The organism is Hydrocarboniclastica marina (assembly GCF_004851605.1).
Taxonomy (GTDB): domain Bacteria; phylum Pseudomonadota; class Gammaproteobacteria; order Pseudomonadales; family Oleiphilaceae; genus Hydrocarboniclastica; species Hydrocarboniclastica marina.
In genome coordinates, this window is sequence record NZ_CP031093.1 from 1,539,476 (window position 1) to 1,553,967 (window position 14,492).

The window sequence follows — 14,492 nt, forward strand, 5'->3', positions numbered from 1 at the left end:
GGGGTGACCCATGCTGAGCAAAGACCTCGAATTGACGCTGAATGCAGCGTTCAAGACTGCCCGTGAGAAACGGCATGAGTTCATGACCGTGGAGCACCTGCTATTGGCGCTTCTCGAAAATGACTCGGCCTTGCGGGTCCTAAAGGCCTGTGGAGCCGACCTCAATCGGCTGCGCGACGAGCTTTCAGAGTTCGTTGACTCTACAACGCCGCTCATTCCCACCAATGACCTGGAGCGCGAAACACAGCCGACGCTTGGTTTCCAGCGTGTGCTCCAACGGGCCGTGTTCCATGTGCAGTCCTCAGGTAAGAAAGAAGTTACCGGGGCTAATGTGCTTGTGGCCATCTTCAGCGAGCAGGAGAGCCAGGCGGTTTATCTTCTGAAGAAGCAGAACGTCGCGCGTATCGATGTGGTCAACTTCATCTCCCATGGTATATCCAAGGTTGCGGGTCAGGAGGACGGTGCCCCAGGTGAGCAGGAGCAACAGCCGCAGGAGGACGGCGGCGAAGAGGGTGCGGCGTCCAACCCCTTGGAAAGCTACGCCACGAATCTCAACGAGCAGGCGCGTAACGGTCGGATTGATCCATTAATTGGCCGTGAAACAGAGGTTGAGAGAGTTGTTCAGATTCTGGTTCGCCGGCGCAAGAATAATCCCCTGCTGGTGGGTGAAGCCGGTGTTGGCAAAACGGCAATCGCGGAAGGGCTGGCCAAGAAGATTGTCGACGGGGATGTGCCCGATATCATCAAGGACGCCGAGGTTTTTTCGCTCGATCTAGGCGCCTTGCTGGCCGGCACCAAGTATCGGGGCGACTTCGAGAAACGTTTCAAGTCGATGTTGGCCGAGTTGAAAAAACGTGATCACGGTATTCTGTTTATCGATGAGATACACACTATCATCGGCGCCGGCTCTGCATCCGGTGGCGTCATGGATGCGTCCAATCTGCTCAAGCCACTGCTCAGCGGCGGGCAGATCCGCTGTATCGGCTCGACGACGTTCTCTGAATTTCGGGGCATTTTTGAGAAAGACAGCGCGCTGGCTCGACGCTTCCAGAAAATCGATGTGAACGAGCCGAGCGTTGAGGATACCTATCAGATTCTCAAGGGCCTTCGCACCCATTTTGAGAAGCACCACGACATCAAGTACACGGATAAAGCATTACGCTCTGCTTCTGAGTTGGCTGCACGATACATTACTGACCGTCATCTCCCGGACAAAGCAATCGACGTCATTGATGAAGCAGGTGCACGCCAGCGGTTAATGGCGCCATCGAAGCGGAAAAAAGTGATTGGCGTATCGGCCATCGAAGACATTGTGGCGTCCATCGCCCGGATTCCGCCCAAGAATGTGTCCAGTACTGATAAGGACGTGCTGCGTAACCTGGAGCGTGATCTGAAAATGGTCGTTTTTGGCCAGAATGCGGCTATTGAATCATTGGGGACCGCGATCAAGCTGGCTCGGGCCGGTCTCAAATCACCGGAAAAGCCTGATGGCGCGTTCCTGTTTGCCGGGCCGACGGGCGTGGGCAAGACCGAGGTTACCCGGCAGTTGGCGAAAGTGCTGGGTATCGACCTGGTGCGCTTCGATATGTCCGAGTACATGGAGCGTCACACTGTATCCCGTCTGATCGGTGCTCCTCCGGGATACGTGGGCTATGATCAGGGCGGTCTGCTGACAGAAGAGGTGACCAAGCACCCGCATTGTGTGCTGCTTCTGGATGAAATCGAAAAAGCACACCCCGAAGTCTTCAATCTGCTTCTGCAGGTTATGGACCACGGTACTTTGACGGACAACAACGGGCGCAAGGCTGACTTCCGTCACGTTATTCTGGTAATGACCACCAACGCCGGGGCTGAAACGCTGGCGCGGAGATCCATCGGCTTCTCATCGCAGGATCATAGTACTGATGGGATGGAGGTCATCTCCAAGACGTTTACGCCGGAGTTCCGAAATCGCCTCGACGGCATTATCCAGTTTGCCTCCTTGCAACCAGAGTCCATCACGCATGTGGTCGACAAGTTCCTTACCGAACTGCAGGCGCAGCTGGATGAGAAACGCGTCGTTCTTCATGTTGAAGAAAAAGCCAAAGTCTGGCTGGCGGAACGTGGCTACGACCAGACGATGGGAGCCCGGCCTATGGCCCGCCTGATTCAGGAGAAGATCAAGAAGCCTATGGCTGAAGAGATCCTGTTCGGGCGCCTCTCCGAGAATGGTGGCGAGGTCAAGGTGACGCTCGTTAACGACGAACTGGTGTTCGAGTTCGAATCGGAGCCGGCTGAAGCCGTATAGAGATAGACTGAGGGCCGATACTGATCGGCCCTTTTTTTGGGGCTCTGATTTTTTTCGTACCCAGCTTCCCGAGGGCATGAGACCGACGAGTCATTACTCGTCTGAGTGAGTCATTATCCGTCGGGGCTCAATTTGCCTCTAGAGGGCTGCTCTTTGATCTGTTTCGGCAGCGCAGCGCGCGCGCACGAACTCGATCTAGAGTAGTAATTCGTTCGGGCTAGCATTGGCTAATATCAGACAGGGTCAATATCGTGCTGACGCCAGCGGTAATTTAGAGGTAAATCAGGCGGCTCCGCTACACACGGAGCAGGAAACTGTCGGGCTGGGCAGGTAACCCGTGAGCAGTGCTTAGCGGTAGCGGTAGGTTATGCGGCCTTTGCTCAGATCGTATGGGGTCAGTTCGACCTTGACCTTGTCGCCGGTCAGAATGCGGATGTAGTTTTTGCGCATTTTGCCTGAGATGTGGGCCGTTACAATATGGCCATTCTCGAGCTCAACCCGGAACATGGTGTTGGGAAGGGTGTCAGCGATAACGCCTTCCATTTCGATAACATCAGCTTTCGCCATTCAGTAAAACCTCGTTGATTCAGTTCAGATAGAGCACTATCGGACGTCGTGGATCCGTGTCTCTTTGCTTTGAATGCCGCAACTTCGCAGGCGTTGGGGTATCCCGGCTGGGAGAGCGACGCGGCAGAATGGCGCAATTTTGCCTTAAATGGCTGCAAGTGGCAAAACAAATGTCCGAGGGGGGTACCGTCTGACGGCTGATCAGGTTGTCTCCACAAGGTCGACCCACTGGCCCTGATGCAGATGCTGGAGAGGTTTGAACCGGCTCTTGTAGTTCATTTTCCGGCACTCACGTATCCAATAACCCAGATAGACAAAAGGTAGCCCACGCTGTCGAGCCTCTTCAATCTGCCACAAGACGGCCATCGTGCCGAGGCTGCGGTCTTCGACCCCGGGATCAAACAGGGTGTAAATAGCAGAGAAACCGTCATCGAGAATGTCGACGACCGCCAGGCCGAGCAGCGTCTGATCCCGGTGACGCATTTCCAGGAAGAAACTGTCAATCGCACCCTCTACCAGAAAACTGGTGAACTGCTCCCGGCTGGGTGGATACATGTCACCGTCCTGATGCCGTTGCGTGATGTAGCGGTCGTAAAGGCAGTAATACTCGTCACGGTAGTGCACAGGCACTAACTGGAGCTGAAGATCGGCATTGGTCCTGAGCACGCGTTTCTGGTTTCTATTGGCCTCAAACCGTTCAGTGGGGATACGCACCGCGACACAGGCGTTGCAGCCATTACAGTGGGGGCGGTAATAATGGGAACCGCTGCGGCGGAAGCCCAGCGTTGTCAGTTGGCTGTATAGACGCTTGTCCACCTTGGCCCGGGGATCAACGAACATGGTCGTGGCTTCGCGATCACGTAAATAGCTGCACTCATGCTCTGGCGTAGCGAAGAAAATCAATGTTTTCAGGCTGCTCATCACGCGTCCTCCCCGGTCCTTCGGGTCTATTATGATTATTATCATGGCACCTGATGCCGGTGCTTAATCGGCCGACTTATGTGCGTATATAATCTACCAACCCCACTGCAAGTGCCAACTTTGATCATTGCACTGACGACCGACATTATCCCTGAGGAGCGTAAGGAAAGTGGTCCTTTCTATCAGCTCTGCCCCAAGAGACATGAGATGGCCATTCTCGACCTGGCAATCCATAAAAGCGTATCCCCAACTCTCAAGTTGCCGGACGCAGTGCACGAAAACCACTTTTGACGCGTCGGTTTCGCGGGCGAACATTGACTCGCCGAAAAAGCAGCAACCGAGCGCTACGCCGTAGAGCCCGCCAACCAACTCTCCCTTTGTGTTCCAGGCTTCAAAGGCGTGTGCGTGGCCCAGCCGATGAAGGCGAGCGTATGCCTGCCGCATTTCGTCTGTTATCCAGGTTCCTTCTGAGCGTTCAACTGCGCAGGCTTCAACAACCGCATCGAATGACGTGTCGATGGTGACAGTGAACCTGCGGCTGTTTAGCGTGCGCCGCAAACTGCGCGATATATGCAGGCGACCAGGAAAAATAACGCAGCGGGGGTCCGGCGACCACCAGAGGATAGGCTGATCCTGGCTGTACCAGGGAAAGATGCCCATGCTGTATGCCTTCAACAGGCGCTCCGGGGACAGATCGCCGCCAAGGGCGAGAAGACCGTCTGGATCATCCAGTGCGGAAGCAGGTTCGGGAAACCAGAGCTGGCGGGTATCTAACCAGGGGAGGGTCGTCATGGGGCAATTATGGCGTGTTTTGATCCGACTGAACAGGCACTGCTTTGCAGGCTACGAAGCCGCGAGGCAGAGGCAGAGCCTGTTCAAGTCGACGCGCCGTCAGCCTTTGGCGCTTGCTATCTGATCCAGGAATCTTTCGCAGTCCAGCGCTGCCATGCAACCGAACCCGGCAGAGGTGATGGCCTGTCGATACACATGGTCGGCTACGTCGCCGGCTGCGAAGACGCCCGGGATGCTGGTCTGGGTAGCCATTCCATTGAGGCCCGACAGAATACGGATGTAGCCATTCTCCATGTCCAGTTGACCTTCGAACAAGTCTGTATTCGGTTTATGGCCTATGGCTATAAAAACGCCCGCAAGCTCCAGATCCCGGGTTTCGCCCGTCTTCATATGACGCACCCGGGCACCGGTTACGCCTGTGCCGTCGCCGAGAACCTCATCCAGCGAATGATCCCAGAGCAGGGTCACGTTGCCATTTTCAGCTTTTTCAAAGAGCTTATCCTGGAGGATCTTCTCGGCTCGAAGTGCGTCCCGGCGATGGACCAGGGTAACGTGGTCTGCGATGTTGGAGAGGTAAAGCGCTTCTTCGACCGCCGTGTTGCCCCCGCCGATAACCGCTACTTTCTGCTTGCGATAAAAGAAGCCATCGCAGGTCGCGCAGGCACTGACGCCCTGGCCCTTGAATTTCTCCTCCGACTCGAGGCCGAGGTACATAGCCGAAGCGCCTGTAGCAATGACAAGAGCATCACAAGTGTAGGTGCCCTGGTCGCCCTGGAGCGTAAATGGCCGTTTCAGCAGATCCGCGGTGTGAATATGATCGTGAACGATTCGGGTATCGAAGCGTTCAGCATGGCGCTGCATGCGTTGCATCAGTTCCGGTCCCTGCAAGCCTTCGACATCCCCGGGCCAGTTATCGACATCGGTCGTCGTTGTCAGCTGACCGCCGACTTCGATGCCGGTTATCAAGGTTGGCTTGAGGTTCGCGCGGGCCGCATACACAGCAGCGGTGTAACCCGCCGGGCCCGAACCAAGGATAATCAGACGTGAATGAGTGGATCCGCTCATGGTTGATCGTTTACTCCGCTGTAGGCCGGGGAGGGCACCTGGAATTCATGCGCTGCCAGAAAGTAGAAAGTCGACTGGCGGTAATTTCAGCGGCAAATGTTATCACGCAGAGACTCGAACACGCATTGTTTGCGCTAATTCGGCCGATAGTTCCGGCCAATGCCTGAGCTTGCCATCAGGTTGTGTGGGAGGGCTCGCTGCGGTCTGGCCGGTTAGCGCCAATAAAATGTCGGGATTGGGGCTGTGGTTGAAGCTGGAGCGGGATATTTGTATGAAAACCAACTAAAAACAGTAAGATAAATATTTTGGCTCAGCCTTTGCTTTAGCAGGTCAGTGCTAATTTTAACGGGTCGTGAAGCCTTAGCCGGCTCACACCGGGAGGGTCTGAAGTGACTGATCGTGCCGACATCAACAGCGTGCTCTCAGAAATCCGCTCCATGCGGAGCCAGATGATGCAGAGCCAGCGCATTACCCAGGAGCAGACGCAGCGACTGGACAAGGTTGCTGACCCGCGTCAGCCGGTAGGTGCGCCAAGCTTCAACGACATGTTTTCCCAAGCAGTCAATAACGTCAATGCGTTGCAGAAGGATTCCAACCAGTTGGCAACGGCCTACGAGCAAGGCGACCCAAGTGTCGACATCACCCGGGTCATGATTGCCGCTCAGAAATCGTCGGTTTCATTTGAAGCACTGACCCAGGTACGCAACCGTGTCGTGCGAGCCTACGAAGACATCATGAATATGCCGGTGTGATCGCCACGCCCTGAGGCTCAGCCGGGCCTCGACCGCCAACGCTAACCCTGGTTTCTGATTTTACTGGAGCACGACAAATGGCAAGCGTACCCGCTGAAGCCAACGCCACAATTCCGGCCACGACCGTCGACGCTGAAGAGCGGGCGCGCGGTAAGTCTCTGGACGACAACAGTGACCTGCTGTTTGGTTTCAACAAGCTGACGCTTTTGCGGCAGGTTGGGCTTATGGTCGGGCTGGCGGCGAGTGTCGCCCTTGGTCTTGCTGTTGTTCTATGGGCCCAGGAACCTGCTTACCAGCCGCTCTTGGGTGATATGAGCCAGTACAACCCCGGCGAAGTCAGCCAGGTGCTGGACACCGCTGGCATTGAGTATCGGATCGAGCCACGCAGTGGCGCTTTGCTGGTCGCGGCAGACGATGTCTATCGTGCACGCTTGCAGCTGGCGGCCGAGGGTGTCACTGAGAACCAGATGCGTGGGTTCGAATTGCTCGATGAAGAACAGGGCCTCGGCACTTCCCAGTTTATGGAGCAGGCCCGCTACCGTCGGAGTCTTGAGGGCGAACTGGCTCGCACCATACGTTCCATGAACTCCGTTAGCGGTGCCCGTGTTCACCTTGCTATTCCAAAAGAATCGGTCTTCGTCCGCGATGCGCGCAAGCCATCGGCCTCGGTTTTTCTGGACGTTTTTGCCGGTCGCAGACTCGACGACAACCAGATCTCGGCCATCGTCAACCTGGTAGCAGGCAGCGTTCCACAGCTACATAAGTCCGATGTCACGGTCGTTGACCAGAAAGGCAACCTGCTGTCACGGGATGAATCAAACTCTGCCGCGCGCCAGATCGCGGAGCAGTTTGAGTACAACCAGCGGGTTGAGGAGAAACTCAACAGTCGTGTCAACAATATTCTCTCACCCATCGTCGGGGCGGGCCGGTTTCGGACCGAGGTTTCTGCTGATCTTGATTTCAGTGAACTGGAGCAGGCTGAAGAGCTTTATAACCCAGACCAGAAAGCGCTGCGTAGCGAGCAGACTTCCAGTGAAAGCCGGGTAGGCGCAGCAGGTGGCGGCGTTCCGGGTGCTCTGGCCAATCAGCCGCCGGAAGACGGTCAGGCACCTGAAGTCGCCGGTAACATGACCGCTGGCAAGGGCCAACCTCTGACCAGTCGCGAGCAGTCGACGCGCAACTTCGAAATAGACCGTACCGTTAGCTACAGCCGTCGTGAGCGCGGCGGTATTAAGCGGCTGAGCATCGCGGTGGCAGTTGATGATCTGCGGCAGGTTGACGCCGCGACTGGCGAAGTCAGCTATGTTGCTTGGCCGGCAGAAGAACTTGACCGTCTTACGCTGCTGGTGCGTGATGCGGTGGGCTACTCTGCCGCCAGGGGCGATAGTGTTACGGTAGTCAATACAGCGTTTGCGGCCCAGGAAGCGATTGAATTCGAAGAGGTGCCGTTCTGGCAGCAGGCCTGGTTACTGGACCTGATCAAACCGGCTCTGGCTTTCCTGGCGATCGTTGTCCTGGTGCTGGTGGTTATCCGTCCCGCTTTGAAGAATCTGTCCAGCGGCGGCCGGGGTCAGCGTGAAGGCCAGGAGGAAGAAGGGCTCGATGGGCTGGAAGGTCCGGGTCACAACGCCGCGATACAGAATGCGCTTGGTCATAGCGATGACCTACTGTTGCCAGGCGCCAGCGATGGCTATGATAGACAGCTGAATGCACTGAAAAGTCTGATAGCGGACGATCCGGCACGAGTGGCGCAGGTCATGCGGCAATGGGTGAATGCAGATGAGTGAGCAGGTCAAAGCGGAGCAGGAAGTTGCCCCGAAAAAACCACGCCGTAAATTATCGCGTGTCGAGTCCTCTGCGATTCTGCTGATGTCGCTGGGCGAAGCTGATGCTGCGCAGATCCTCAAACACATGGGCCCTAAAGAGGTCCAGAAAGTTGGCGTCGCCATGGCTCAGTTACGGGATATCTCAAAGGAGGAAGTCCAGTATGTCGCCAATGAATTTCTTGAGGCCGTAGGCGGTCAGACCGGCCTGGGCATTGGCGCCGATGAATACATCCGGACCATGCTGACCCAGGCCCTCGGCGAAGAGAAAGCCTCAAGTCTGGTAGATCGCATCCTGATCGGCGGCAACACCACGGGACTCGACACTCTCAAGTGGATGGAGCCCCGGGCGGTCGCCGACGTGATCCGCTACGAGCATCCTCAGATTCAGGCAATTGTAGTGTCGTACCTCGACCCGGATCAGTCCGCAGAGGTACTGGCGTGTCTCAACGAGAAGGTGCGTCTCGACATTATGATGCGCGTGGCGTCCCTTGAAAGCATCCAGCCACAGGCGCTGCAAGAACTGAACAATATTCTGGAGAAACAGTTCTCCGGAGGCAGCGGCGCCCAGACCAGCAGGATTGGCGGTATCAAGCGAGCGGCGGACATCATGAACTTCATGGACCGCAGTATAGAAGGCTCGCTGATGGATTCGATAAAGGATCAGGACCCCGAGATGGGTACTGAGATAGAGGATCTGATGTTTGTATTCGACAACATCAAGGATATCGACGACCGTGGAATTCAGTCGCTCTTGCGCGAGGTGTCGTCCGACGTGCTCGTTGTAGCGCTTAAAGGCGCGGACGATGAGGTACGCGACAAGATCTTCCGCAATATGTCCAAGCGGGCCGGCGAACTCCTCAAGGACGACCTCGAGGGCAAAGGTCCCGTCAAGGTCAGCGAAGTCGAATCCGCCCAGAAAGAGATTATCACTGTCGCACGCCGTATGGCTGAGGCCGGTGAAATCACCCTTGGCGGCGGTGGCGAAGAAATGGTCTGATGAAAAAGAACCCCTCTGACAGAATTCCGTCCTCCGATCTGACCGCTTATGAACGCTGGGAGCTGCCCCTGCTTGACGCACGGGGCAACGAAGTCTGGGTTCATGATGATGACATGGACCTTAAACCTCTCACAGCTGAAGACCTGGAAAACATTCGTCGCGAGGCGGCCGAAGACGGTGCCCGTGAAGGCCGCGAACAGGGCTACAAGGAAGGTTTCGAGAAAGGACGTGCGGAGGGACATCCCGAGGGGCGGTCTCAAGGTTATGAAGAAGGGCGAAAGACGGGCCAGGAAGAAGCTCAGGCGGCTCGCTCGGGCGAGATCGCAGCAAGACTTGACCAGCTGCAGGCGGTAATGGGTGAACTGCTCGATCCTCTCGAGCGGAACACCAAGAATCTGGAGACTGCGCTGCTCAATCTGACGCTGTCGCTGGCGCGCGCTGTAATACACCGGGAACTGCAGCTGGACAGTAGTCAGGTCAAAGCCGTACTGAAGCAGGCCATCGCCGCGTTGCCGAACTCCGATGAAGCTATCCGGATCTATATTAATCCGGCGGACGCAGAGTGGGTGAAAGACGTAGCGGCCCGTTTTGAGGCGGGCTCGAGGATTGTCGAGGATGAAAGCGTGCTCCCGGGCGGCTGTAGAGTCGAGAACCGCAATAGCCTGGTCGACCTTACCGTTGAGAAGCGGTTTCAGAAGGCGGTTCAGGCAATGCTTGATCGCCAGCTGCGCGGCGGCGATGCGCCTGAGCAGAATGAGCTGAATGCCCTCATGGGCGAGATGACCGACTTCCATCGGGATGTACTTGAAAGCGCGCCCGACGCTCTTCTGCAGGATGAGAAATCAGATTCTGGCCTGAGCACGACTGAAACTGATAAAGCGCCAGATCCTGACCCGGCCAACGCATCAGGCCAAAGCGAAAGGGCAGACCATGAGCCTCCTCGTCAGTAAACTCAACGCCCTCGCCGAGGCTGTCCCGGACACGCTGTTGCCCGAGCTGTCAGGCAGACTGACTCGCATGGTAGGGCTTACGCTTGAGTGTGTGGGCTGTCCCATGATGATCGGCGACCGGTGCCTGGTGCAGGCTGAAGGCCGGGCTGCAGTAGAAGCTGAAGTAGTTGGGTTCGAGGATGACCGCATTTACCTGATGCCGCTCGCCGCTATTGAGGGGTTAAGGCCTGGGGCCCGGGTGTTGCCGTTGTCCGGAACGAGCCAGGTGCCGGTGGGCTGGGGGTTGTTGGGCCGGGTCATGGATGGCTCTGCGGCACCGCTCGACGGGAAAGGACCGATTGACGCCGAGCACTACGTCAGCCTGTCTGGTGACATTATAAACCCGCTTTTGCGTAGCCCGGTCAGGACCGCAATGGATGTGGGTATTCGCGCCATAAACGGCCTTTTGACGGTCGGGCAGGGCCAGCGTCTGGGCCTGTTCGCCGGTAGTGGTGTCGGTAAAAGTATGCTGCTTGGCATGATGACCCGTTTCACCACAGCCGACGTTACCGTGGTCGGTCTGATCGGTGAGCGGGGGCGGGAGGTCAAAGAATTCATTGAGGACATCCTCGGTGAGGAGGGGCTGGCGCGGTCTGTAGTGATCGCGTCTCCGGCTGATGACTCACCCCTCATGCGCCTGCGTGCGGCTATGCTGACGACCCGGATTGCAGAGTATTACCGGGACCAGGGCAAGCGCGTTCTGCTGCTCATGGATTCGCTGACCCGTTTTGCCCAGGCTCAACGTGAGATAGCGCTGGCAGTGGGCGAACCTCCCGCGACCAAAGGCTATCCCCCCTCTGTATTTGCCCGCATTCCCCAATTGGTTGAGCGCGCCGGAAACGGTGTGGCTGGCGGCGGCTCTATCACGGCTTTTTACACAGTACTGACCGAGGGTGATGATCAGCAGGATCCGATCGCTGATGCGGCCCGGGCGATTCTGGACGGCCATGTGGTGCTCTCCAGGCGGCTGGCAGAGGAGGGCCACTATCCCGCCATTGACGTGGAGGCCTCGGTCAGTCGTGTTATGCCTCAGGTCACTGCGCCGGAACACATGCGCAGAGCGCAACGCTTCAAGCAGCTTTATGCACGGTACCAGCAGAGCCGGGACCTGATCAGCGTAGGTGCGTACCAGAAAGGCGCTGATCCAGAAACCGATCAGGCAATTGAGCGTATGCCGCACTTACGTAATTTTCTTCAGCAGGAGCTCACTGAGGCTGCGCCAATGAATCAGTGTATCGACCGGCTTCATGGGCTTTTTCAGGAGCAGGGCAGCACAGCCAGGGCATCAGTGGGACCCGCACCTGAATGAGTAAACGACGCAGCGAACGGCTGAAAATTGTGCTGCAGATGGAAGAACGTCGCGAGGAAGAAGCCCGCGAAGCGATGCAGACAGCGCTGCAAGCGTACGAGCGCGAGCAGGGCCGCCTGTCCGACCTGACGCAGTACCACACAGATTATGAGAATCAGGCCCGGCAGCAGCGCCAGGGGCCACAAACGGGCCAGCAGCTGATCGGGTGGCAACAGTTTATCTCCCAGGTCAATCAGGCCATTGCCCAACAACAGGCCCAGGTTGAACGCTTGCGTAGCCGCGTCGACCAGCATCGGGATCTGTGGCGCGCAGCCTGGGAGAAGCGCGAAGCCATGGATCGGCACATCCGGCAATGCCGTCTCCAGGAGCAGCAGGACGCGGATCGGCGTGAGCAGAAAGTCGTCGACGAAGCAGTTAACCTTCGGTACGCTCGACCTGATCACCGTCGGCGTTGAAGTCTGGCCCGATCGCGAATGTTGTTAATTGTTAGGGCTTGCATGTAATTTCGCCATCCTGGCAATAGTGTTGTTGAGTTTCAGATCTGTTTTTGAGTTGCAGTACTACCATTATCGTCAGAAATTTAATAACTTACTGACTCTTTCCGGTTACGGAACCGCTGACCTTCGGACAGACGTTATCGGGCAGTCGGGGTTTGGCAGATTGGGCCTTGTCGTGCAGAAGTTCAATTATCGGGGGCGTTATGACTATAACCACAAGCCGCAACCATGATGGGACCACCCTGAGAATTCGCATTGACGGTCGGTTCGACTTCAGCTCTCATCAGGCATTCAGGGAAGCCTACGAAGGCGGCGGTAAAACGGTCGATGAGTACATTGTCGATATGAGCGGTACAACCTATCTCGACAGCTCTGCTCTGGGTATGCTGCTTTTGCTCCGCGATTATGCCGGGGGGGACCAGGCCCGTGTGACCCTCGACAATTGCAACGAAGACGTACGGCGTATATTGACCATATCCAATTTTGAACAGTTGTTCCGGGTCGAGTAGAGGCAAGGGACTGGTACCCGGCTTATCCGAAGCGAGGGCCACCGGTTGTTTTCTGGACCGTTGTACGTGTTCGGCGGAGTACAGAGTGCTCCCCCGGGCGTCTGAAAGTCATTCCGGCGCCGGCTGAGCAGGCGAGGCTTGTGTATGGTATCGGCACAGGAAAGTCACTTGTTGGGTTCGCATCCGCGGCGACTGCGCATACTCATTGCCGACGACAGTGACACTGACCGAGCGATCCTTTCTGCGATTGTCCGCAACCAGGGACACGACGTGTTTCCGGTAACCAACGGCATAGAAGCTATTGAGGCGTTCAATAAAGAACGTCCGCATCTAGTTCTGCTCGACGCGGTTATGCCAGGAATGGACGGTTTTGAGGCCGCCCAGCATATCAAAGCTCTAGCAGGCGAAGCGCTCGTCCCAATCATCTTCCTGACCTCGCTCTCTGATGCTGACGCACTGGCCCGCTGTCTGGACGCGGGCGGTGATGATTTTCTGTCCAAGCCATACAACCGCACAATTCTGGCTGCGAAGATCAAAGCGTTCAACCGCATGCGACTCATGCATGAAACCGTACAACATCAGCGGGACCTGATTCAGGCGCGTAACGACCGCTTGGTGCGTGAGCAATCCACCGCACGGAACGTTTTTGACAATATTGCGCATTCTGGCTGCCTCGACGCGCCGAATATACGCTACCTCATTTCCGCTCGGTCCATCTTCAACGGCGACGTCCTTTTTGCTTCACCCAAGCCCGCCGGCGGGTTTCACCTGTTTGTCGGTGACTTCACCGGCCATGGCCTTCCGGCTGCCATCGGCGCCGTTCCGCTGGCCGAAATTTTCTATGGGATGACGGCAAAAGGCTTTGCGATCAGCGATATTCTGCGCGAGATCAACACCAAACTTCATCGTATTCTGCCAACCGGGCTTTTCTGCTGTGCGGCGATGATCGACGTCAATCTCCATTCCCAGCAGATCGAGGTCTGGAACGGCGGGCTACCCGAAGGCTATCTGGTCGGACAGCACGGTAAACACACGCTTCTGAAATCGCGGCATCTGCCCCTGGGTGTCCTCACCCCGGAGCGTTTTTCGGTAGTTTGTGAGCGTTACACTCTTGAGTTTGGCGAGCGCCTTCTGTTCTTTTCCGACGGTTTGCTGGAGGCAGCCCGTCCGGACGGCGACATGTTCGGGCTCGAGCGTTTACGCAATGTGATCCGCAATTGTGTGGACCCGGGCGCTGCCTTCGACGGGATAGTTGCTGCCCTTACAGGCTTCGGCCCGGACAGGCGCGAACAGGATGACGTCACGCTCGTCGAGATCGTGATGGTGCCCGAGGATATGTTTCTGGGCAGCCGGCCGATTCCCGACATTCCTGCCATCGGCCCAAAACACTGGCGCCTGAGTTACGAAGTCCGTAACGAAACCCTGCGGGACTTCAACCCCATTCCGATGCTTCTGCAAATCTGCACTGAAGTGCCCGGGTTGAGGCTGCACAGTGGCGTTGTCTTTACGATTCTGACTGAGCTCTTCAGTAATGCCCTTGAGCACGGCATTCTCAAGCTCTCGTCGGAAGAGAAGCATTCTGCTGAAGGTTTCAGCGCATATTACGCCGAGCGTGAGAGACGACTGCGCTCCGTCAAAACAGACAGCATCCGGTTTGACATAGAACATTTTCCTGACGATGAGGGCGGCCAGCTCAGGATCACCGTGGAGGACACCGGCGAGGGCTTCGATGTGTCGACGCTGGAGCCGCTGTCAGGTGCAGAGTCCCGCTATTCGGGCCGTGGCATCGCCCTGCTGCGGTCGTTATGCGACGAGGTCCACTGGAGCGAAGCAGGACGGGCCGTAAACGTCAGTTACCGCTGGCGGCGAACGTCGCTGTAAAGTGTTGGTTTTGACTTCCCGACCATCGCCGCCTTATGTTTGATGTCTGATTTAGTTGAACGGTGATTCACGGATTAATTGGTTCGCCCCACCTTCCGCA

At 56.8% G+C, this 14,492-nt stretch carries 13 protein-coding genes; 9 read left to right on the forward strand and 4 right to left on the reverse strand.

The annotated features are described in order from the left end of the window. The first annotated feature begins 10 nt into the window (after window positions 1-10). Window positions 11-2,287, forward strand: coding sequence for an ATP-dependent Clp protease ATP-binding subunit ClpA (clpA, locus tag soil367_RS06845; protein WP_136548174.1), 2,277 nt, complete (start codon window positions 11-13; stop codon window positions 2,285-2,287). A gap of 348 nt (window positions 2,288-2,635) precedes the next feature. Here clpA and infA read toward each other — a convergent pair whose 3' ends face one another. The 4 genes from infA to trxB all read right to left on the reverse strand — a co-directional run bounded on the left by infA (window position 2,636) and on the right by trxB (window position 5,632). Beyond that, the gene (gene infA, locus soil367_RS06850; RefSeq protein WP_136548175.1) at window positions 2,636-2,854 is read right to left on the reverse strand and encodes a translation initiation factor IF-1; all 219 of its coding nucleotides are present in this window, start codon (window positions 2,852-2,854) and stop codon (window positions 2,636-2,638) included. A 201-nt stretch (window positions 2,855-3,055) separates the two neighbouring features. After that, window positions 3,056-3,775, reverse strand: coding sequence for an arginyltransferase (locus tag soil367_RS06855; protein ID WP_136548178.1), 720 nt, complete (start codon window positions 3,773-3,775; stop codon window positions 3,056-3,058). A 93-nt stretch (window positions 3,776-3,868) separates the two neighbouring features. Beyond that, window positions 3,869-4,567 (reverse strand): leucyl/phenylalanyl-tRNA--protein transferase, encoded by a 699-nt coding sequence (gene aat, locus soil367_RS06860; RefSeq protein ID WP_136548179.1) that lies wholly within the window; start codon window positions 4,565-4,567, stop codon window positions 3,869-3,871. A gap of 99 nt (window positions 4,568-4,666) precedes the next feature. Beyond that, on the reverse strand, window positions 4,667-5,632 hold the full coding sequence (gene trxB, locus soil367_RS06865; protein WP_136548181.1) for a thioredoxin-disulfide reductase: 966 nt from the start codon (window positions 5,630-5,632) through the stop codon (window positions 4,667-4,669). 389 nt (window positions 5,633-6,021) lie between these two features. On the opposite strand from trxB, the gene fliE reads away from it, so the two are divergent. The 8 genes from fliE to soil367_RS06905 all read left to right on the forward strand — a co-directional run bounded on the left by fliE (window position 6,022) and on the right by soil367_RS06905 (window position 14,392). Further along, complete coding sequence (gene fliE, locus soil367_RS06870; protein WP_136548183.1) at window positions 6,022-6,384, forward strand: flagellar hook-basal body complex protein FliE; 363 nt, start codon at window positions 6,022-6,024, stop codon at window positions 6,382-6,384. A 77-nt stretch (window positions 6,385-6,461) separates the two neighbouring features. Beyond that, window positions 6,462-8,171: a flagellar basal-body MS-ring/collar protein FliF gene (fliF, locus tag soil367_RS06875; RefSeq protein WP_136548185.1), complete on the forward strand. Its 1,710-nt coding sequence runs from the start codon at window positions 6,462-6,464 to the stop codon at window positions 8,169-8,171. Beyond that, window positions 8,164-9,207: a flagellar motor switch protein FliG gene (gene fliG / locus soil367_RS06880; RefSeq protein WP_136548187.1), complete on the forward strand. Its 1,044-nt coding sequence runs from the start codon at window positions 8,164-8,166 to the stop codon at window positions 9,205-9,207. The genes fliF and fliG overlap by 8 nt, the downstream gene beginning before the upstream one ends. Next, window positions 9,207-10,157, forward strand: coding sequence for a flagellar assembly protein FliH (locus tag soil367_RS06885; RefSeq protein ID WP_136548189.1), 951 nt, complete (start codon window positions 9,207-9,209; stop codon window positions 10,155-10,157). The genes fliG and soil367_RS06885 overlap by 1 nt, the downstream gene beginning before the upstream one ends. Next, window positions 10,138-11,505: a flagellar protein export ATPase FliI gene (gene fliI, locus soil367_RS06890; RefSeq protein WP_136548192.1), complete on the forward strand. Its 1,368-nt coding sequence runs from the start codon at window positions 10,138-10,140 to the stop codon at window positions 11,503-11,505. Before soil367_RS06885 ends, fliI begins: the two co-directional genes overlap by 20 nt. After that, window positions 11,502-11,960 carry a flagellar export protein FliJ gene (gene fliJ, locus soil367_RS06895; RefSeq protein ID WP_136548194.1) on the forward strand — a complete coding sequence of 153 codons (459 nt, stop codon included), beginning with the start codon at window positions 11,502-11,504 and terminating at the stop codon, window positions 11,958-11,960. The genes fliI and fliJ overlap by 4 nt, the downstream gene beginning before the upstream one ends. 245 nt (window positions 11,961-12,205) lie before the next feature. Continuing rightward, entirely contained in the window at window positions 12,206-12,511 is a 306-nt protein-coding gene (locus soil367_RS06900; protein ID WP_136548196.1) for an STAS domain-containing protein, read from the forward strand. A gap of 171 nt (window positions 12,512-12,682) precedes the next feature. Continuing rightward, entirely contained in the window at window positions 12,683-14,392 is a 1,710-nt protein-coding gene (locus soil367_RS06905; protein ID WP_246065572.1) for an ATP-binding SpoIIE family protein phosphatase, read from the forward strand. Window positions 14,393-14,492: the final 100 nt, after the last annotated feature.